Genomic DNA, 20167 nt, shown 5'->3' with positions numbered 1-20167 from the left:
GCAATCGAAAAATCTTCGTCAAACAAAGCCCTGCTGCGTCACAATGTCCTCGTGAAAAAAATTGAGGAAGTCAAAGGAAGCACCATGTGCGAAGCATGCTCAATCGAATCGAATCAGGCGCCGCAGGGCATGGCCTACGCCCCCGGAAAACCGTTCCCGACACACCACGCGCAAAACGCGAGCGATTACCTGAATGCGGCGCTATCGGCCGAACGCTGGATCGCAACCTTCGAGCGCAAGACGCCCGAAGGCATCTTCTGGCAGCAGGACGCGAGCCAGCCAATCGATCTATCGCTATACAGCGGGTCGGCCGGTGTAGCGTATTTTTATCTGAAACTCACCGAGGTCACCGGCAGCGCCGAATTCGCCGAGAAAGCACGCTGCGGACTTTCCTATGCAGCCGCGCATTGGCGCGACCTGCTACTTCCCGAACAGGCCGCCTTCCAAGATAACCGCGAGGGCGTGCCTGGCGTGCACCTAGGCGCCCACATGGGCGTTGGCGGCGTGGGCCTCGTGCTCATCGAAGGCGCTAAAACCTTCGCGGAAAGCAGAGACGCCGAAAAGTATCGCCGGGCGGCACAAGCAATCGGACGCTTCTATACCGATGAATCTGCGCAACAAGGCGAAAGCGGCCCCTATTGGACCGGCAGCCCCGCGTTGCTGATGGACGGCGGCATTATGCTATTCCTCATCGCGCTCTACGAAACGTTCGGCGATCAGCAGTTGCTTGAATTCATCAAGGCCGCTGGCGCACAATACCTGCACTGGGGCGCGGAAAGCCCGCGCGGCGGCATTGATTTCAACGGTGCGGGCATCGAAACCCCATTCGATTGGCCGAATTTCGCCTTCGGGAGCGCTGGATCGGGGTATCTGCTCGCGCATCTTTTCCGCATCACGGGCGATGCGCGTTATCTTGAAGTTGCACGCAGATGCGCCGATTTTCTCGACGCCGTAGCCGTGCCGCAAAAACGAGGCAAGCTCCTCCCCCACAAATTGGGCGGAGATGACGAATTCACCGTCTTCTACTTGGGATATTGCCACGGCATCGCAGGAACATTGCGCTTCCCCACTCTGATGGGGACCCTCGACAACGATATTCGTTGGGCAACGATGGTCGATCAACTCGCCGACGGAGCCGAAGCGCTCGGCGCACCCGAGCATATGTCGGCCGGCCTCTGGAATACCGTATGCTACTGCTGCGGTCACGCCGGCATGGCGCATACATTCTTGGGTCTCTACTGCATCGATGGGTCGCCGCGCTGGCGCGAGTTCGCCACACGCTGCGGCGATATATTGTTGGGCTCGATGAAAATGCACGCCGACGGGTCGGCCTCTTGGCCTTTCGCATGGGAGCGAGTGCACCCCGAAGAACTCTCGCAGCGCATCGGTTTCTACGACGGCGCAGCTGGCATCGCATCCACGTTGCTCGAACTGTTCATGCTCGAACGCGACGATTATCACTGGCCACGCATGATCGACGATCCCTTTCCCGAGGACCCACGCCGCTAAACGCAAGCCCGTCCCAAGTCACGCCACCGGTAAAACATTCCACGCGCACCTCATATTCAAGCGTCTTGCCAGCATCTGAACGCCAGGCATCGGGTTGGTAACGGCCGCGCAACTGCGGCGTTTCCGCGGCGTTGCGCCCGTACCATAGTGGGTGCGCGGAAAGGAAGCTTACATGCAGCCATCGAGCACTCTTCAACCCGTCGGCACGCAGCAACGCGCCGAAACCCACTCAGGCACCACCGAGGCCGAAGAGCAATCTCTTCCCTCGATCGATTTGCCGCCCGATGCCGATTTCTATGGCGATTACTTACAGAAACTAAAGGAAATTACCTGGCGTTTTGAGATATCCCTCGAGACATATTTAATGGAGCGCGGCATGAACCGCGAGCGCAAGCCCATCTCGTCGTGGAAAACGCGCATTAAGTCGCCCGACAGCATGAGGGAAAAGCTCGTCAAGCGCGGATACAAGCCTACTGCCGAGAATGCCGTATATGCCGTGCATGACGCAGCTGGCGTGCGCGTGATTTGTCCGCTCGTCGACGACGTTGCGTCGGTCGCGCAGTTCATTCGCGAGCTCCCATGCTTCGAGGTCGTACAGGAAAAAGACTACATTTTGCACCCCAAGCCAAACGGATATCGCAGCTACCACATGATTCTTGCGCGCGCGAACGACTCGGAGCTCGACCCCGATGCAACGAGGCGAGCCGCGGCCAAAGCGGCCATTGAAGCGCAAGAGATTTCCCTATCGCAACTTATTGACCAGCTGAACACAACGGGCACATTTGACGCCGTCGAGCCAAAGGAAGCTGAAGCGCCGGCCGGCGATGATCGCTTCGAATTCGGCCGGCGCATATGCGTCGAAGTTCAACTCCGCACCATCGCAATGGATAGCTGGGCAAGCATCGAGCACGACCTCAAATATAAGAAAGACGTACCTAACCAGGAGTTTTTACAGGCCGAGCTCAAGCGCTGCGCCGACGAGATGGCGGCGACCGACCTGTCATTGCAAACTATCGCCGACCTAATCAGCGTAAAACAAATCGCCAAAAAGTGACAAAAGTTGCGAATTCGGGGGCGTATTTGCCAGAACTACCGCACTTCGAAGGCCCATACGAGCTGTTTCATGGTTGAGCTTGGCCTGATTTGCAAGATATATCTTGCAAATCAGGCCAAGCTCCCTTGCTTTCAGCGCCGAAAAGCCCCCGAATTCGCAACTTTTGGCAAAAACGGGCACTTCGCTTTACGCTGGAACCGTTTTAAGGCAACAGCTCGACCCAATACCTCGCCTACGGGTATCCCAAAACCGCATTTCGCCCACCGTCAACTTCGCTCCAGGAAAGGCAGACCGTTCTATAAGACTTCTCAATGCTTTGCCCGCCATCCCGCGTGGCAAAATCTCGAACCCATCATAGTCGTCGCATGAAATAGGATCGTTTTCGGCCTCGCCGCGCCTCTCGCGAGGGGCAAGAGCCACAAATCCCCTAAAACAAGAAAGCGGAGCAAGTCCAGCCCGCTCCGCCCGAGAAATGCGCTTCATACCCAAAATCGCAGGTTCTTCCCATTTCGCCATGCAGGACGCATATCCATACGCCCAGCACTGCTGCTTTAGTTGCAAACTTTACCAGGGTTCAGAATGCTCTTCGGGTCAAACGCCTGCTTAATACTTGCCATCAGGGAAAACGCCGTATCTCCTACCGATTCGCGCAGGTATTCCTTCTTCGCGTGTCCAATGCCGTGCTCGCCAGAAACCTGGCCGCCCAGTTCATTGCATTTCGCGTATGCCGCGCGCATAACGCGCGTCGATTTCTCAAGAAACGCCTCGCGTTCAATGTTGTTTCCGCAGCAATAAATATGCAAATTGCCGTCACCTGCATGGCCGAACGAACGAATAAGCACGTCGTTCTGGACGCCCGTATCATGGATAAAGCCCAGGAATTCGGCGATTTTATCGACGGGAACCACCACGTCCATTTCGTCGAGATACTCGGTTTCGGCCTCGATCACCGTGAGAAACGCGCTGCGCGCCGCCCATACCGCCGCCTTATCGGCCGGATGCTCGATAACGAGCGTGTCGAAGGCGCCCGCTTCTTCGCCGATTTCAGCCAGCGTTTCGGCGCGCTGGAAAATCTCGTCCTCGTCGTTGCCATCGAGCGTGACCAGGATATATGCGCCGCATTCGTTGCCGTCGACCACCGTGGGAATGATTTTGTTCCCCGTGTATTCGGCCGAAGAATCCACGATATCGCGCTCCATGAACTCGATAGACTGCGGATTCAAGCCCGCGAGCTTGATTTTCGGCACGGCGGCAATGGCGGTTTGAATGTCGCTGAACGAGAGGATGAAGCTCATGTCTTCTTTGGGGTTGGGGATAAGCTTCATGGAGAGCTCGGTGATAATGCCAAGCGTGCCCTCCGAGCCAATCATCAGGTGCAGCAAGCTATAGCCCGAGCTTGCTTTCGCGACCTCGCGGCCCAGGCGCAGCACCTCGCCGCTCGGCAGAATCACCGTCATGGCAAGCACATAGTCGCGCGTGGTGCCGTACTTCACGGCTCGCATACCGCCGGCGTTCGTGGACACGTTTCCGCCCACAGATCCCGTTTTTTCGCCTGGATCAGGCGGGTACATGAAGCCGTGGTCGATTGCATCGGCCGCCAAATCGCACAGGCGCACACCCGGCTGCACACGCACGAACAGGTTGTTCTCGTCATACTCGAGAATCTTGTCCATGCGCATGGTGCACAGCACAATGCCGCCCGCCAACGGCGTGCTGCCACCCACCAAGCCCGTTCCCGCGCCACGCACCGTTACGGGGATATTGTTCGCGCTCGCAAGCTTCATAATGGCCGACACTTCATCGGTGTTTGCAGGAAGAACCACAACGTCAGGCATGTGCGTGCCGTAAATAGGCATCTCGTCGTGCGAATAGTCTTCGTTGATGTCCCCACCCGTAAGGCAATTGTCCTCGCCGACGATAGCGGCGAGCTCAGCGACAAGCTCGTCCGTGAGTTCGTTATATTCGACCATGGCTTCCTTTCCATGTGCTTACAACGCACAGCGACGCACGGCAGAAATCAACCGCAGCGCAATTAACACCGTATAAAGTTTCATTGTGTTCGACGAACTTTAGCACACTAGAGTGCGAATGTATCCAGCCGATAACGCCTCACGAATGAGCGGCACATTGCAGCGGCGAACGGCAGATTGTCAGCCGCGGATGGAAGAGACGGCCACAAACAGAAAGCGGGTCCAACCGCATATCGACAATCGGCCGAGAAGATAACGGTGCCCGCTTCACCGGCCAACACTAGGCATTACAATATTCAGCTAAGCCCAGAGAGGAGGCCGGGTTGACTAATCTTCAAATTCCTTTTCTTGCGCTCACCGCGCTTGCGGTGCTACTTCTTTCTTGCGGTTGCTCACCCCAGCAAGAAAAGCTTGGCCCTTGCCCGAACGAATTCGAATCGCACACGCCCATTTACGATCGCGACACCATTTTGTTCCATTACGAATCGTTCAACCATGAGGCAATCGATGAAATCCCTCCCACGCCCGAAGGTAGCAACGGCGGCCCCTTCGTCGTCCTCTGGGCACTCGTAGGCACCGTTGAGGATTTCGATGGCGCCGGCATCGCAAAAATTAAAGTCGACAGGGACCAATCAAGCGGCTTCATCCTCGACACTGCATATCTCAACGCAAACGCGCCTATCGAAGGCGGCGGCGTCATCGCCATCGGAGACAAAATAGAATGCCGTTTTCTCTACGATCCCAACTCGGAAATAATCGATCCCGGGAAAAGCGGCTACATCAGAATCGTAGATTCGGGGCCGGCCTCGTAAAGAAGTCGGCTTTTCGTGGCATCCGCCAGCCGATAAACCGCGCGGCCATTACAATAGCCACATCCAAACCCGATAAATCCCCCCTGGAGGCCGCCCATGATGTGGTTCACCGCCGATCTGCACTTCGGCCATTCGAGCATTCTTTCGAAGATGAATCGCCCGTTTGAGACCATCGAGCGCATGAATCAAGGGCTCATCGCGGCAATCAATGAACGAGTGGCGCCCAGCGACTCGCTCTATGTGCTGGGCGACTTCGCATATCAAACAACCGCCGAAAACGCACGCCGCCTGCGCGGGCAAATCGCTTGCGAGCACGTGCACCTCATTCGCGGCAACCACGACGATTCATGGTCGACGGGTGCAGGGGCGGGAATTTTCGAAACCGAACAGGATTATCTCGAAATCGCACCCGGCTACGCGCGCGGCCATAAGCTCGTTTTGTTCCACTACCCCATTATGAGCTGGAACGGAAAACGCCGCGACGCCATCGCGCTGCATGGCCACGTGCACTCCAAGGGCCCCACTAACAACGAGCGCAACCGCGAGCGCGGCATTCTTCGATACGACGTGGGCGTTGACGCAAACGACTATGCACCCGTAAGCCTCGCTGAAATTTTGAAATTCTTCGAAGGCACGCAATCGCACTCTCGAATGGGGTAAGAAGGAACCTGAAAGAGCATCCGACGCCTCAAGCACCACAGGAGACACCGCAGCATGAAGCCCATCGCGCATATTCGCACCGACCTTCCCCAGAAGTTCGGCATTCCTCGCAACAGCTTTCTGGCGCCCCATTTGCAAGGGCGCATCGTTTTCGAGCCCGAGTTTGCGCTGAATAGCGCCGTCGCGGGACTCGACGGCTTCTCGCACGCATGGCTGCTTTGGGAATTTGAGAACGGCACGCCAGGCGGAACCGCGCAAGACATTGCAGCAGATGCCGCCACCGACGACAAAAGCGGCACGAACGCGAACTGGTCGCCCACGGTGAGGCCTCCGCGCTTGGGCGGATCGGAGCGCATGGGAGTGTTCGCAACCCGAAGCCCATTCCGCCCCAACCCCATTGGGCTGACCTGCGTCAAAATCGACCGCGTCGAGCTCACTGACGACGGCCCGATTATTCATGTGTTGGGCGCCGATCTGCGCGACGGAACGCCCATCTTCGACATCAAGCCCTATATTCCCTTCGCCGACTGCCATCCCGAAGCGACCGGCGGCTTCATTGACGATGTGCCTTGGCATGAACTGGACGTCGACTTCCCCGAAGCGCTGCAGGCGCGCATCGAGGGCGACAAGCTCGAGGGCCTCGTGGAAGTATTGCGCCAAGACCCACGCCGCGCCGGAAGCAAGCACGACCCGAGCCGCGTCTACCATTTGGCCTTCGCCACTCATGACGTCGCCTTCACCGTAGGCGGCGACACGCTGCATGTGGTTGGAGTCGTAAGCGCATAAGCGATTTCGCCAGGGCACAAAAGCCGGACGCCCCTCAGCGTGCACATCTGCAGATTGGACCAATCATGACCACCCTTCAAAAGGGTGGTTTGCTCACGGCCTATAAGGCCGAGGGTTACCGGGCGGCGTCTCAAGGCGCCGCCCTTCGCTTCGTTCAGGGCGCGACCGCCCTTGTCTCTCGCGGGCCGCACAAAGCGGCCTTCGTGTTGCCGGCAGCCCCTAAAAAGGGGCCGCTCCCTACCTCTTCTTGAACGGGTCCTCGTGCTCCTTGACGCCGAGCTTGCCCAGCGCGATGTCGTGGGCCTCCTGCCCCCTGATGTACTTCGCTATCGTCGCCTCGTTCAGCCCGACGGTGGAGACGTAGTAGCCCTCGGACCAGAAGCGCCTGTTGCCGAACCTGTACTTGAGGTTCGCGTGCTTGTCGAACATCATGAGCGCGCTCTTGCCCTTCAGGTACCCCATGAAGCTCGAGACGCTGATCTTGGGCGGGATGCTGACCAGCATGTGCACGTGGTCAGGCATCAGGTGTCCCTCGATTATCTCGACGCCCTTGTACCTGCAGGGGTTGCGGAAAATCTCCCCGAGGGATTCCCTGTGCTGGTTATAGATCACCTTTCGCCTATACTTCGGAGTGAACACGATGTGGTGCTTGCACATCCACTTCGTGTGGGACAGGCTGTTCGCCTGGTTTGCCATGGTGGCCGCCCTTCCGGGCCGGTGCGTCCTGAACAAGCGCATCTTACTCCGCTCGGCGGCCGCCCCCAAGGCAAGGGCGGAGCCTTCGACGCGCACCCGCATAGCGGGTGGTTTTTCGTGGCCGCGCTGCGCGCGCCCACAGGCTCATGAGCCTGCAAATACGAAGAAAACACCTAGGTTCGTATATACGAACCTAGGTGTTTATCTGGTAAAATAGTTTGATTATCTTCACAAAAGCATGCTTGGGAAGTAAACCAGACAAACGCGTAAAGCTCCCTCGCCGCATTGCCGGCGCGGCGCAAGCGGTGCGAAAAGCCCATCTTTTACCCCATGTTCACGATTGCACGCGCGAAACGCCCCCACCCACCACTACAATAGGAAACACGCAAAAGCACCTACCACGCCGGCGCCTTCGTGCACCGGCGCTTTATATATATGTTGAGGATAATCCATGCTGTCAATCGAAAGAAAAACCCTCAAATCGCTTACCGCTCTCGCGCTGTTCGCCTTCGCGTTTTTGGGAAGCGAGTTTTTCTTCGACAGGCGCATGGGCACGCTTCTGCCAGCAGAAGGCGTCGTAGGCGCGCAGGCTCTTATCTTGGGCGCAAGCGTTGTGGGCTTTCTCGCCTTCGCAGCGCTCTCGAAACTTCCGCGCGCAGGCATGGGCGCCCTTCGCCGAAGCTGCAGGCGCCATCGCGTGCCTTATCGCCGTCCTTATGCTCGATGACGCCACCGCACTGCAAATCGCCGGATGCGCAGGCTTCTTATTTTTGGGGTGCGCGGGAGCGGAAGCCCACTGGAACATGGCTCGCACATTCGAAGGAAGCCCCACACTCGCCAAAGGCGCTGGTGCCGCCTATGCAGCAGGCATTCTGCTGCAATTCGCGAACAACCAATTCATTCCCACGGGCGCATGGGAAGTCGCCATGCTCTGCGCAGGAGCCACGGCGCTAGGAGCGCTGCTCTTCTTTACGCGCGACGACACCAACGCCGAACGCCATGGGGAAAACGTTTGCACGACGAAAAAACGCCAGCACGACGGAAGATACCCAGCCCTTGAGCCGCGCGCTCTGGTCGGTTGCCTTGGTCGCGATTCTGGCCTGCCTGTTTTCAACGCTCGACGGCGTAACCACGCTTTCCGACACGCAAGGCTCCATCGCGGTCGACGAATGGCCACGCCTCTTTTTGGCGGCAAACGGCCTTATGGCGGGCATCGTATTCGACATTCGCGAACGCCGTTACATGGGATTTGTCATGTTCGGCGTTATGCTGCTGTCGATTATCTCCATTCTGGCCGTCGGGGCTGGCGCAAGCCCCATTATTGGGCTCATCGTGTTCTACTTCAGCTCGGGCTTCTTCGTGACATTCTTCACCACCATGTTCCTGCAGCTCGCGCCGCGTATGCGCACGCCGCAGCTGTGGGCGGGCATGGGCCGCGCCGCAAACAACGTATGCGCGTTCACCATTTCAGGCGCATCGCTCGCACTGACGCAGTCGGGCGTCGTTGCCGTCATGATTGCCTCAATTGCGCTGTTTATGCTGGCCAGCGCCGCATTCATTGGAGCCGGGCTGTTCCGCTTGCCCTCGACCGTGCGCGAACGCGAGGTTATCGAAGCCGGCCGCGCCGCCGAAAGCGCGCCTTCCGCCGAAGAGCTAAAGGCGGAATTCATCGCCCGATGCGGCCTCACGCCACGCGAGACCGACGTGCTGCGCACCGTGGCTTGCGACGAGCGCCCGCTCAAACAAATTGCCGATGACCTGGGAATATCGCTTCGCATGCCGCAGCGTCACCCAACGAGCATCTATAAGAAAGCAGGCACGCAAACGCGCGCGAGGCTCACAAAGGAGTTTATGGGGAAGTTGCCTCGATCGTGCGCGAAGAAACTCGGCCCCTCCCTCCGAGACGTATTCGCCTAAAGGGAGTACAATGGAGGCCGTTTGGAAAGCCGCGCAACGCGCGACTATAGCCACGTTCGCAGAGAGAGGAACTTTCCATGGCTAAGTTTTCCCACGTTATTGTCCGCCGCCCTGGCAAATCGCTGTGCGACGGCATCACCAGCGCGCCTGAGCTGGGCAAGCCGATTTACGAGAAGGCGATTGAGCAGCACGACGCCTACATCGAGGCCCTGAAGCAGTGCGGCGTGGACGTTACCGTGCTTCCCGCAATGGAAGAGTATCCCGACAGCTGCTTCGTTGAGGACACCGCCGTTATCACCCGCTGCGGCGCCATCATCGACAACCCGGGCGCCGGCACCCGCAATGGCGAGGCCAAGGAAATGGAGCCCACCATTCGCCAGTTCTTCGACGACGATCACATCGCCTACATCACCGCTCCTGGCACGCTCGAGGGCGGCGACGTCATGATGGTCGGCGACCACTTCTATGTGGGCCGTTCCGCCCGCACCAACGAAGAGGGCATTCGCCAGTTCATCGAGATTCTCGAGGGCTGGGGCCTTTCGGGCAGCGAAGTGCCGCTGGAGTACGTGCTGCACCTCAAGACCGGCGTGAACTACCTGGAAGACAACAACATGCTCGTTTCCGGCGAGTTCAAGACCAAGCCCGACTTCGAGAAGTACAACAAGGTTGAAATTCCCGAAGACGAGGCCTACGCCGCCAACTGCATCTGGGTCAACGGCACCGTCATCGTGCCCGAGGGCTATCCCACCGTGCTCAAGGCCGTGCAGGATCTGGGCTACAAGACGCTCACCGTTGACACGTCCGAGTATCGCAAGATCGACGGCGGCCTGAGCTGCCTGAGCCTGCGCTTCTAATTCGCACAGCGCATTCGCAAACGCGCCATTCGCGCACATGCACAAAGGGAGTCGAGCAATCGGCTCCCTTTTTCATGCGCGCAGGTCGTTACGACAGTCCGCGGCAAGCGCCACCTTCACCACGGGGTTCAACCTATGCAGCAGCGTGTCACCCGGCATGTAGTCGATCACGTTAAGCACGGCAAGCCAACTCCTTTGCAACCGCAACGATATCGGCAACTTCGGAAAGCCCCGAAAACGCCGGCGACACTTCGGCCGCGAGTTTTTCCGCAAGCGCGATGGCCTGGGGCGGCTCGACGCAGGCGCGCTGCATAAGACCGTCATTCGCGAACACCTGGGCGCACGTGCCGCTTCCTGGAATTTCGCCATTCGCCATAACCACCAGACGATCGGCGAAATCGCTCACCACTTCCATGTCGTGGCACACCATAACCACCGCACTGCCACGGGCCGCCATATCGCGCACGGTTTCCATAACCGTCATGCATTCGCGGTAGTCCAGACCGCTCGTAGGCTCGTCAAGCACGATGGCCTGCGGCTCGCCCACCACGACCGACGCAAGCGCCACCATTTGGCGCTGGCCGCGCGATAGCGAAAACGGCGCTTCATCGAGCGGAAGGCCGAATCGCTCGCACGTACCCTTCGCGCGCGCAGCCGCTTCATCTGCTGAAACCCCTTGGAGCAACAGTCCGAACGCAACCTCGTCGAGCACGGTGTCTTTGCAAATTTGACGATCGGGGTTTTGGAACAACGTGGACACGTGGCGTGCAATGCGGCTCGTGGGAACTTCGCGCGTATTCAGCCCCGCAACAACCACATCGCCCTCGGCGGGTTTGAGCAAACCGTTGAGCAACTTGGTGAGCGTGGTTTTTCCCGCGCCGTTCTGGCCGACAATGCCGACGATTTCACCAGGGAATACCTCAAAATCGAGCGCTCGCACCGATGCGCCACCGCCTGGATACGAATAGCCTACACCTTCGAAACGAACCACCGGCTCGCCAGCGTGCGCGGGCGATGGGGCAACAACAACGGGATCGCTGTCAATCAACGAGTCACAAATCATCGCATTCGAAAGCACATTCGACGCACCAGACGCCGCACGCACCCCTTCGGCATCGGCACCACGCACGCCTGCGCCTACAACGCGGGCAACAAGCGCCGCCGCCTCATCAACGGAAAGCGCCGGATTGCCCGCCTCGCACAGCCCCTCCGCCGCGAGAGAGTTCGACACACGGGCGACGCGCGGGCTGTTAACGCCAATAGAGCGAAGCTGCTCGCCATGCGCAAACACTTCGCGAGGCGTACCGTCGAGTATCAATTTTCCCTGGTCGAGCACAACTACGCGACTGCAGTATTGCGAGAGCAGCGCAACCTTCTGCTCGATTACCACCACGGTGATGCCGGCTGAACGGTTCACCTCGCGCAATGTTTCGAACACGAGCGCCGAAGACGCCGGGTCGAGCGCCGCCGTGGGCTCATCGAGCACCAGCACGCGCGGGCGCAGCGCAAGAATGGCGGCGATGGCCACCTTCTGCTTCTGGCCGCCCGAAAGCGTGGCAATTTCGCGGTCGCGCAAATCTTCGATACCCACCGTTTCCAGCGCCTGTTGCATGCGCGCGGGAATTTCTTCGTGCGGCACGCCGAAGTTCTCCAACCCGAACAGCAGCTCATCGCGCACATTCGACGCGACGAATTGGGCGTCGATATCTTGCAACACGCTTCCCACCAGGCGCGACACATCGGTCAGGGTAACCTCGCACGTATCGCGCCCATCAACCAGGCATGCGCCGTACAGCTCGCCCGCGAAGTGGTGCGGCACGGCGCCCGACATCACGGCCGCCAACGTCGACTTGCCGGCACCCGATGGGCCGATAATACTCACGAACCCGCCCTCGGCCACAGCGAGCGAAGCGTGTTCGAGCGCGCAACGCTGCGCACCGGAATACGTGAACGTCACATCTTTGACTTCAATGATCGAATTCATGGCTACCCTTTCAGAAACCTAAATACATTTCTATACTTCGTTACTTTTAGTCACTGTGAGTTTTGCAAATGTTTCCACGGGCTCTGGCCTTCAACGTTCAAAGCCTTCTTGATGGACAAAACCTGTTAAACGCTACGAGCATTTAACAGGTCGGGAGCTTGATCAGCAGGCTGAATGAGTGTTGTTCGAGGAAGTGGCGGCGCGTGATGCGAATGCGGTCGATGCCTTTTGCCGGCGGCGCCGCAGGAAAGTTCGGCGCATACAAAAAGGCCCTCGGTCTAACCGAGGGCCCCTGTTCACCAAGCTATGAAAGGCGTGAGGAACTCACAGTCGACCGACCGTATTCACATCACGCCACCACCAGTTCATGAGGTTGTTCTGAGCGTTCTTCATGCTGGTGGCTCCTTTCGGAAAATCGTTTGCGACGCACGCGCGCCGCGCTTTCGTTGCGACGCACTATATCACACTAAAGCACGCTAGCAATAAGAATTTCGTGAATTATGTCTTGCCCGCACTTCGCTCATGCATTACCAGGCATAATAGCCAACGTTGTTTTTAACCGCGCTTTATTCGATCGCATATCGATTGCGCCCAAGAGCCTTGGCGGCTCGGTGAATGCGGATTGACTCCCCGCTTCCCCATGTAACTCGCCCGGGGCTCCGCACACGACGATTGGCCTCACATGGCGGGTTGTTCTCGCGTTTCGCGCAACAATCCAAAAGAAATGGCAGACAAGGCTGGCACCTCGCCCGCCTGACTTTCGCTGCGGCTTTATGCCGCTTGGCACTTTGCGACTTTTTGGCCGTAGCTCTCGCACGTCGCCCTGCGACTGCGAACGCCACGTCCGCCATGCCCGCAGAAACGGCTGCACACGCACCCTTTTCGCTCGCATGCCCGCTCGCCTCGTGCTACGTGCGACCTCGCATTCAATTCGCATCGCGTTAAAGCACCTGACCAAAGGAGCACGTCATTACTACGTTCGCTGAGCTCGGCCTTTCCGAGCAGACCCTTGAAGCCGTTGACACCCTCGGCTACACCGATGCAACCCCCATTCAGGAGCAGGCCATTCCGCTGGTGCTCCAGGGCCGCGACCTTATCGCCGCCGCAAAAACCGGCACGGGCAAAACCGCCGCGTTCTCGCTTCCTTCCATGGACCAGCTGGGCCACCGCGAAGGCAACGACCGCGGCCCCTTCATGCTCATCGTGACCCCCACCCGCGAGCTGGCCAGCCAGATCGCTGACACGTGCATGCCCATCGGCAAGCACACGCACCACTTCGTGGGCACGTTCGTGGGCGGCGTGGCATACGGCCCGCAAATCAAGAAGCTCGAGCGCGGTCTCGACGTGGCCATCGTGACCCCCGGCCGCATGATCGACCTTATGGAGCGCGGCGCCGCCGACCTCTCGCAGGTTCAGGTGCTCGTTCTCGACGAGGCCGATCGCATGCTCGACATGGGCTTTTGGCCCCAGGTCCAGCGCATTGTCGAGGCCACGCCCGAAAACCGCCAGACGTTGCTGTTCTCGGCGACCATCGACCGCAGCCAGGACAAAACCATGTTCAGCATTCTGAACGACCCCGCAATTGTCGAAATCGCCCACCGCGGCGAAACGGCCGACAAAGTAGACCAGTACGTGATTAAAACCACGCGTCGCCAAAAGCCCGAGCTGCTCAACTCCTTCATCAAGGAAAAGGGTGGCTACCGCGTTATCGTGTTCACCCGCACCAAAGGCGGCGCCGACAACTGCTGCAAGCGCCTTCGCCGCATCGGCATTCCCGCCGAGGCCATTCACGCCGACCGCAGCCAGGCCCAGCGCAGCCGCGCGCTGACCAACTTCCGCGAAGGCAAGACCAACGTGCTCGTCGCCACCGACGTGCTCGCCCGCGGCATTGACGTACCCGAGGTCGACTACGTCGTGAACTACGACCTGCCCATGATGCCCGAAGATTACGTGCACCGCATTGGCCGTACGGGTCGCGCGGGCGCCGATGGCTTCGCCGTGTCGCTCGTGACGCCCGACACGCGCAACTTGCTGCGCAGCATTCAGAAGTTCACGGGCCAGGAAATTCCCGAGATGAACTTCGAGGTTTCGGCTGATGCCTTCGAGCCGGTGGAAGGCGCCGACGAGCGCCTGCTCGCCGATGACGAGAGCTACTTCTTCGAAGAGAAGAAGGGCCGCGGCAAGAAGGGCGGCAAGAGCCGTGGCGAAGGCAAGTTCGATCGCGGCAAGGGCAAAGGCGGCAAGAAGGGCGCTCGCAAACGTGACCTGGAGCGTTCCGCCGAGCATAAGCGCAAGATCGAAGCCGAAGCCGCAGGCATCGAGTACATTCCCGCCAATCCGCACCACAACAACGGCGGCGAGAAGAAGCGCAGCCTGGACGAGCGCCAGGCCGCAGCCGACGCAGCTTACGCAGCCATGTTCGACACGCCGAACATGGAAGGCGGCAAGAAGAAGTCCAAAAAGCGCGGCAACGACGAGGGCGGCTATTCGTACGATTCCTTCTCGAAGAAGGGCGGCGCGAAGGGCAAGCCCGGCAAGCGCAGCCGCATGGCCAACCATAACGACCGCGACCTCGACGGCTTCCGCGACGAGCGCCGTGGCAACGGTCGCGTGCGCAAGTACAACGACCGCGACGATCGCCGTGGCGGCAACGACCGCGGCGGCAAGCGCGGCAGCTGGGACACCCCGCGCAACGAAGCCTACCAGGGCAGCTTCTTCGACGACGAGCGCGGCAGCCGCGGCGCACGCGGCAAGAAGTACGCCGACAAGCAGTACTCCGACGGCCGTGGCAGCAAGCCCGGCAAGAAGAACTACGGCAACGGCGGCCGCGGCGGCAACAACCGCAGCAACAGCTTCGGCGGCAAGGGCTTCGGCGACCGTCCGAACAACGGCGGCGGACGCCCCGGCAATGGCGGCCATTCTGATGGCTTCCAGCGCTCCGGCAAGGGCGGCGCGGGCCGCAGCAACGGAGGCAACTTCGGCGGTCGCGGCGGCAACAACCGTGGCGGCAGCTTCGGCGGCGGCCGCTCCAATGGCGGCAACCGCGGCGGCAAGAGCGGCAATCGTCCCGGTCGCGGCGGACGTCGCTAAGCGGCAACGGATTTAATCCCCATTTTCCGCAAACACACGAAAGGGCTGGTCAAGCGACCAGCCCTTTTTCATATTCATCACAAGCAACGGCTATGTGACGGTCGCACCATGAAACCTTCCGCAATCGCACGTTGCGCGCCCTACACACCACTCGCCGCGTTACTCGCCCCACACCTCGGCGGCGATTTCCTGGATGAGCGCGATTTTCGCCCACTGCTCTTCTTCGGTGAGCTTGTTGCCAATCTCGCAGCTCGCGAAGCCGCACTGCGGCGAGAGGTACAGGTTTTCAAGCGGTACGTACTTCGACGCTTCCTTGATGCGCGCCTTAACCGCTTCTTTATCCTCCAAGCCGGGCTGCTTGGACGTGATAAGGCCGAGCACAACCTTCTTGCCCTCGGCGACGTGAGCCAAAGGCTCGAAACCGCCCGCACGCGGGGTGTCGAACTCCAGATAGAACGCGTTCACGTTTTCGTGCGCGAACAAGTACGGCGCCACCGGATCGTAGCCGCCCTCGAACGCATAGGTGGAGTGGTAGTTGCCGCGGCACACGTGGGTGTTGATCACGAGGTCTTCGGGCGCGCCCTCGATGGAGGCATTGTTCAGCGCCACGCCGAGCTCGCTCACCTTCTGGATATCGACGGCCTGCATGCCCGTTTTCGCCACGAAATCGGTGTCGCAGTAAATACCCCATGTGCAGTCGTCGAACTGAATGTTGCGGCAACCCGCGGCATACAAATCGGCGATCACCTGGCGATATGCGACAGCAATCGCATCGGCAAGCTCCTCGTCGGTCGCGTACACGCCGCGCAGGCTTTCCTGCTGGCCATCGCAACGATCGAGCGTCACTTCCGAAAACGTCTGGATGGGCGCAGGAATGGTCTGGCGCGCAACGTGGTCGTCACCAGCGAGCGCCTGCACGAACTTGAAATGCTCAACGAACGGGTGGTTCTCGCCAGAAATCGAGCCCGTTACCACCGCGGTATCGGCCGTGGTTTCCTCATCGTGGAACATATAGCCCTCGCGGCTCGTGCGGCGCTCAATGCCCTGAAGGCCCCACATGAAGTCGAGATGCCAATAGCTGCGACGAAATTCGCCATCGGTCACAACCTTCAGGCCCGCAGCCTTCTGCTTGGCGACAAGGTCGCGAATGGCCACGTCTTCAACAGTCTTGAGCTGGGCGGCGTCGATGATGCCCGCATTGAAGTCGGCGCGCGCCTGTTTCAGCACGTCGGGACGAAGAAAGCTGCCGACGATATCGCAGCGAAACGGCGCATTAGTTACAGAATTCGCAGTCATATTTAACCCTCTGTTCGAATTGGTTTAATGTCTGTCGAACAGTATGCAGGTCTGCTTTGCGATTGCGAAATACGAATAACTTTGCTTTTGTGATAGGTTTTTCCTATGGCTAGGGCAAAGAGCGACGCAGACGGCCAGCCTGTCGAAAACCGAGCTGCCGGATGCCAGCCCTCGGAACGCGCCACGAGCTCACGGTGCTAAGACGAGCTGCCGAGGCAATGAGTCAATGTCACGGCGCTAACGAGCCAAGCTACCCAAGAGCGCCGTCGCGCAAACCAGAACGGAAGCATGGGGCCACCGTTGGGCGACCTGCGAGAATGCGCCACAAAGTGGCAAGTCACCGCGCGCGCTTCGCTTCGTGCCACCTCGACCCTATTGCGGAATATGTCGTCGAATCGCCTCAACATACGCCGCGCCGTATACCGAACGCTGCGTGCCCTTGCGCGTGACCAGTCCCACTTCCATATACTCATCGATATCGAGCGGCACTGAAATAATCGACGCGCCATTGAGCTCGGCGCTAATCACGCCTGAGCATACTGTATAACCATTCAGGCCGATGAGCAGGTTAAACAACGTCGCCCTGTCGCGCACGCGAATATTCTTGTTCCGATCGAGCGTGGATGTGAGCTCTTCGGAATAGTAGAACGAATTGAAGCTGCCCTGCTCATACGACAAAAACGGGTAATCGGCCATATCGTCGAGCGTGACCGACGCGCGAGACGCGAGCGGATGGCTCGAGCACACGAAAACATGCGGTTCGGCCCGGAACAGCGGCTCAAAAACCAATTCATTGGCGGCGAGCATCTTTCCAATAACCTCGCGATTGCGCGCCGACAGGTAAAGCACGCCAAGCTCGCTTTTCATGTGGGCGACATCTTCGATAATCTCGTGCGTCTGCTCCTCGCGAAGCGTGAAATCGTAGCGCGCGGCATCGAACTCGCGAATCACGTCGACGAACGCGTTCACCGCGAACGAATAATGCTGGCACGACACGCTGAAATGGGGCACGCGCTGCGCCGGATTCTTGTATTTGCCTTCGAGCAGCTCGGCCTGTTCAAGCACCTGGCGCGCGTAGCCGAGAAATGTTTCGCCCTCTTCCGAAACTACCACGCCCTTGTTCGTGCGGTCGAAAATATGCACGTTCATTTCCTGCTCAAGGTCGTGAATCGCGCTCGTGATAGAAGGCTGCGAAACGTACAGCCTACGCGCGGCCTCGGTAATGCTGCCGCATTCCGCGACTTTCGTGACATAAACGAGCTGCTGCAGTTTCATGAGCGGACCTTCCGACGGGTGCGTGCGCCCATGGTAGCGCAAGAGCACACGAAACCCGCTCAACGCTACGAGCTTTGAGCGCATTCCCTACATCAAAAAAGGGACAGGGGATAAACCCCTGCCCCATTGTTCCATTCGCGAGGGTGAAAACCTGTTAAACGCTCCAAGCATTTAACAGGTTCCATCTGCAAATCGTTAGTTGCCGGCCGCTCGCTTGGCCTCGTATTCGGCGACGAGCTTTTTCTGCACATCGGCAGGAGCCTGCTCGTAGCCATCGAGCTCGATGGTGTAGCTGCCCGAACCGCGCGAGATGCTGCGCAGGTCTTTCGTGTAGCTTACGACCTCGGCATACGGCACGCGTACCATAATGACCGTCTCACCAGCATCGTTTGAGTCGGTGCCGATAATGCGACCGCGACGCGTGGAGATGTCGCCCATCACCGCGCCTGCATACGACTCGCCCACAGCAATGCTCATCGTGGCCATAGGCTCGAGCACCACGGGGGTCGCCTGCTCGCACGCCGCACGGAAACCGATGCGCGCCGCTGTCTTGAACGCCATCTCGTTGGAATCGACCGGATGATACGAACCATCGAACACGGTGCATTTCACATCGACCATGGGGTAGCCCGCGATAACGCCTTCAGCCATAGCCTCCTGCACGCCCTTGTCGACCGCAGGGACCAAGCCACCCGGAATCGCGCCGCCCTTAATGGCGTCGACGAATTCATAACCGCACCCGGGATTGGGCTCCAGGCGCAACCAGCAATCGCCGAACTGGCCCGCGCCGCCAGTCTGCTTCTTGTGGCGACCCTCAGCTTCGGCCGTCTTGCGAATGGTCTCGCGATACGGAATGCGCACCGGAACAAGCTTCGTTTCGACCTTCGCCTGGGCGGCCAAACGGCTCAAAATGGTGTCGATTTGCGCCTCGCCCATCGCTGTGACGACCGTTTGATGCGTATCTTCGTGACGCTCGATGCGAACAGTCGGATCGTTTTCCGCAACACGCGCGAGGAAGGTTCCCAGCTTGTCTTCTTCCTTCTTGTTCACGGCCTCAATGGCGACGGGGTACTGCGGAATGGGGAACGGCAACGGAGCGATGGCAATGCTACCGCTTTCCGAAAGCGTGTCGCCCGTGCGCGTTTCGACGAGCTTCGGCACCACCACGATATCGCCCGCCATGGCGCTTTTCACCGGCGTGGTTTCCTTGCCCTTCATCACGCACACGTGGCCCAGGCGCTCCTTTTTGCCCGTACGTGCGTTCAGCAGCTCGAGGCCCGGCACCAGCGTGCCCGAAAGCACCTTCACGAAGCTCAGGCGGCCAACATAAGGGTCGGCCAGGGTCTTGAACACGAAGCACGCAGGCTCGCCTTCTTTGGAAACCTTCACTTCGCCGCCATCGGCCGTGGGAATGGGACCATGCGCCGTGGGATGCGGGAAGTAGGTGCAGATGTCTTCCATAAGGCCTTGAATGCCCTGCCTGATGATGGTGGAACCCACGAACACGGGAATGAACAGCTCCTGCGCGATGGCCTTGTCGAACAGGCCCTCGAGTTCTGCCTGAGTGAGCTGCTCTTCGCCATCGAGATATTTCATCATAAGGTCATCGTCGGCTTCGGCAACCAAGTCGCACAGCTTGTCGCGCGCCACCTGGGCCTGCTCGAGGTATTCATCGGGGATTTCTTCCACGCGTTCGGAATCGCCTTCGAAATAGCGCGCCTTCATGCGCAGAATGTCGATGACTCCCTTGAAATCTTTATCGACCCCAATAGGAATGGTCACCACGCCCAGGCGCGCGCCGAAGCGGGCGTGCAGCGCGGCCATGATAACGTCGAAGTTGGCGTGCTCGCGGTCGATATGGTTGATGAACACCGAGCGCGACAGGCGCATGGTTTCGGCCTCGCGCCACAGCTTCGTGGTCATGACCTGCGGGCCTTCCACGGCGTCGACCACGAACATGGCCATTTCGGCGGCGTGCATGGTCGCGAGCGTGTCGCCAATGAAATCGGGGTGGCCCGACGTGTCGAGCAGGTTGATCTTGTAATCTTTATACGGAATGGGCGCGACCGAGGTGCCCATGGTGAACTTGCGTTTGATTTCCTCGGCATCGTAGTCGAGGTACGATTTTCCGTCGTGCGTAGTGCCCATGCGCGGCGTTTGGCCGGAAATGTAGAGCATGGCTTCGGCCAGTGAAGTTTTGCCCGCACCATCTTGTCCGACCAGCACGATGTTGCGGACATGCAACGTCTCGGGAGCTGCCATTG

At 59.3% G+C, this 20167-nt stretch carries 15 protein-coding genes; 9 read left to right on the top strand and 6 right to left on the bottom strand.

The genetic code is table 11. The annotated features are described in order from the left end of the window. Window positions 1–84 precede the first annotated feature (84 nt). On the top strand, window positions 85–1509 hold the full coding sequence (locus Q0D41_RS06355) for a lanthionine synthetase LanC family protein (protein ID WP_294376847.1): 1425 nt from the start codon (window positions 85–87) through the stop codon (window positions 1507–1509). 172 nt (window positions 1510–1681) lie between these two features. Next, window positions 1682–2563 carry a GTP pyrophosphokinase family protein gene (locus tag Q0D41_RS06350; RefSeq protein WP_294376846.1) on the top strand — a complete coding sequence of 294 codons (882 nt, stop codon included), beginning with the start codon at window positions 1682–1684 and terminating at the stop codon, window positions 2561–2563. A gap of 551 nt (window positions 2564–3114) precedes the next feature. Here the strand turns inward: Q0D41_RS06350 and Q0D41_RS06345 are convergent. After that, window positions 3115–4533: an FAD-binding oxidoreductase gene (locus Q0D41_RS06345; RefSeq protein WP_294376845.1), complete on the bottom strand. Its 1419-nt coding sequence runs from the start codon at window positions 4531–4533 to the stop codon at window positions 3115–3117. 323 nt (window positions 4534–4856) lie between these two features. Here Q0D41_RS06345 and Q0D41_RS06340 point away from each other — a divergent pair, with 323 nt between their 5' ends. The 3 genes from Q0D41_RS06340 to tsaA all read left to right on the top strand — a co-directional run bounded on the left by Q0D41_RS06340 (window position 4857) and on the right by tsaA (window position 6791). Beyond that, complete coding sequence (locus Q0D41_RS06340; protein ID WP_294376843.1) at window positions 4857–5345, top strand: hypothetical protein; 489 nt, start codon at window positions 4857–4859, stop codon at window positions 5343–5345. A gap of 96 nt (window positions 5346–5441) precedes the next feature. Further along, complete coding sequence (locus Q0D41_RS06335) at window positions 5442–6005, top strand: metallophosphoesterase (RefSeq protein WP_294376841.1); 564 nt, start codon at window positions 5442–5444, stop codon at window positions 6003–6005. A 54-nt stretch (window positions 6006–6059) separates the two neighbouring features. Then, window positions 6060–6791: a tRNA (N6-threonylcarbamoyladenosine(37)-N6)-methyltransferase TrmO gene (gene tsaA, locus Q0D41_RS06330; RefSeq protein ID WP_294376840.1), complete on the top strand. Its 732-nt coding sequence runs from the start codon at window positions 6060–6062 to the stop codon at window positions 6789–6791. A gap of 237 nt (window positions 6792–7028) precedes the next feature. Here the strand turns inward: tsaA and tnpA are convergent, their stop codons facing one another. Further along, window positions 7029–7487 carry an IS200/IS605 family transposase gene (gene tnpA, locus Q0D41_RS06325; RefSeq protein WP_294376838.1) on the bottom strand — a complete coding sequence of 153 codons (459 nt, stop codon included), beginning with the start codon at window positions 7485–7487 and terminating at the stop codon, window positions 7029–7031. 451 nt (window positions 7488–7938) lie between these two features. Between tnpA and Q0D41_RS06320 the strand changes: the two genes are divergently transcribed. The 3 genes from Q0D41_RS06320 to Q0D41_RS06310 all read left to right on the top strand — a co-directional run bounded on the left by Q0D41_RS06320 (window position 7939) and on the right by Q0D41_RS06310 (window position 10258). Continuing rightward, entirely contained in the window at window positions 7939–8214 is a 276-nt protein-coding gene (locus Q0D41_RS06320; RefSeq protein ID WP_294376836.1) for a hypothetical protein, read from the top strand. Window positions 8215–8543: 329 nt separating this feature from the next. Next, a complete protein-coding gene (locus tag Q0D41_RS06315; RefSeq protein ID WP_294376834.1) occupies window positions 8544–9404 on the top strand; it encodes a hypothetical protein in 861 nt (286 codons plus the stop codon). Between the two features lie 77 nt (window positions 9405–9481). Continuing rightward, on the top strand, window positions 9482–10258 hold the full coding sequence (locus Q0D41_RS06310) for a dimethylarginine dimethylaminohydrolase family protein (RefSeq protein WP_294376832.1): 777 nt from the start codon (window positions 9482–9484) through the stop codon (window positions 10256–10258). Window positions 10259–10430: 172 nt separating this feature from the next. On the opposite strand, the gene Q0D41_RS06305 is transcribed toward Q0D41_RS06310, so the two are convergent. Continuing rightward, window positions 10431–12242, bottom strand: a complete 1812-nt coding sequence (locus Q0D41_RS06305; protein ID WP_294376815.1) for an ABC transporter ATP-binding protein — start codon at window positions 12240–12242, stop codon at window positions 10431–10433. A 969-nt stretch (window positions 12243–13211) separates the two neighbouring features. On the opposite strand from Q0D41_RS06305, the gene Q0D41_RS06300 reads away from it, so the two are divergent. Then, complete coding sequence (locus Q0D41_RS06300; protein WP_294377027.1) at window positions 13212–15332, top strand: DEAD/DEAH box helicase; 2121 nt, start codon at window positions 13212–13214, stop codon at window positions 15330–15332. Between the two features lie 159 nt (window positions 15333–15491). Here the strand turns inward: Q0D41_RS06300 and Q0D41_RS06295 are convergent, their stop codons facing one another. The 3 genes from Q0D41_RS06295 to Q0D41_RS06285 all read right to left on the bottom strand — a co-directional run bounded on the left by Q0D41_RS06295 (window position 15492) and on the right by Q0D41_RS06285 (window position 20165). After that, window positions 15492–16628 carry a 5-methyltetrahydropteroyltriglutamate--homocysteine S-methyltransferase gene (locus tag Q0D41_RS06295; RefSeq protein ID WP_294376801.1) on the bottom strand — a complete coding sequence of 379 codons (1137 nt, stop codon included), beginning with the start codon at window positions 16626–16628 and terminating at the stop codon, window positions 15492–15494. Window positions 16629–17000: 372 nt separating this feature from the next. After that, window positions 17001–17903: a LysR family transcriptional regulator gene (locus Q0D41_RS06290; RefSeq protein WP_294376800.1), complete on the bottom strand. Its 903-nt coding sequence runs from the start codon at window positions 17901–17903 to the stop codon at window positions 17001–17003. 195 nt (window positions 17904–18098) lie between these two features. Further along, window positions 18099–20165: a translation factor GTPase family protein gene (locus Q0D41_RS06285; protein WP_294376799.1), complete on the bottom strand. Its 2067-nt coding sequence runs from the start codon at window positions 20163–20165 to the stop codon at window positions 18099–18101. Between the last annotated feature and the right edge of the window lie 2 nt (window positions 20166–20167).

It is taken from the genome of uncultured Slackia sp. (genome assembly GCF_934630525.1).
Lineage (GTDB): Bacteria > Actinomycetota > Coriobacteriia > Coriobacteriales > Eggerthellaceae > Slackia.
The sequence above is the reverse complement of the archived record's forward strand: the minus strand, read 5'-3'. Positions and strand labels throughout refer to the sequence as shown.

Coding starts and splice junctions, on each gene's coding strand:
- Q0D41_RS06355 (WP_294376847.1), top strand. CDS start 85: ATGTGCGAAGCATGCTCAATCGAATCGAATCAGGCGCCGCAGGGCATG.
- Q0D41_RS06350 (WP_294376846.1), top strand. CDS start 1,682: ATGCAGCCATCGAGCACTCTTCAACCCGTCGGCACGCAGCAACGCGCC.
- Q0D41_RS06345 (WP_294376845.1), bottom strand. CDS start 4,533: ATGGTCGAATATAACGAACTCACGGACGAGCTTGTCGCTGAGCTCGCC.
- Q0D41_RS06335 (WP_294376841.1), top strand. CDS start 5,442: ATGATGTGGTTCACCGCCGATCTGCACTTCGGCCATTCGAGCATTCTT.
- tsaA (WP_294376840.1), top strand. CDS start 6,060: ATGAAGCCCATCGCGCATATTCGCACCGACCTTCCCCAGAAGTTCGGC.
- tnpA (WP_294376838.1), bottom strand. CDS start 7,487: ATGGCAAACCAGGCGAACAGCCTGTCCCACACGAAGTGGATGTGCAAG.
- Q0D41_RS06320 (WP_294376836.1), top strand. CDS start 7,939: ATGCTGTCAATCGAAAGAAAAACCCTCAAATCGCTTACCGCTCTCGCG.
- Q0D41_RS06310 (WP_294376832.1), top strand. CDS start 9,482: ATGGCTAAGTTTTCCCACGTTATTGTCCGCCGCCCTGGCAAATCGCTG.
- Q0D41_RS06305 (WP_294376815.1), bottom strand. CDS start 12,242: ATGAATTCGATCATTGAAGTCAAAGATGTGACGTTCACGTATTCCGGT.
- Q0D41_RS06295 (WP_294376801.1), bottom strand. CDS start 16,628: ATGACTGCGAATTCTGTAACTAATGCGCCGTTTCGCTGCGATATCGTC.
- Q0D41_RS06290 (WP_294376800.1), bottom strand. CDS start 17,903: ATGAAACTGCAGCAGCTCGTTTATGTCACGAAAGTCGCGGAATGCGGC.
- Q0D41_RS06285 (WP_294376799.1), bottom strand. CDS start 20,165: ATGGCAGCTCCCGAGACGTTGCATGTCCGCAACATCGTGCTGGTCGGA.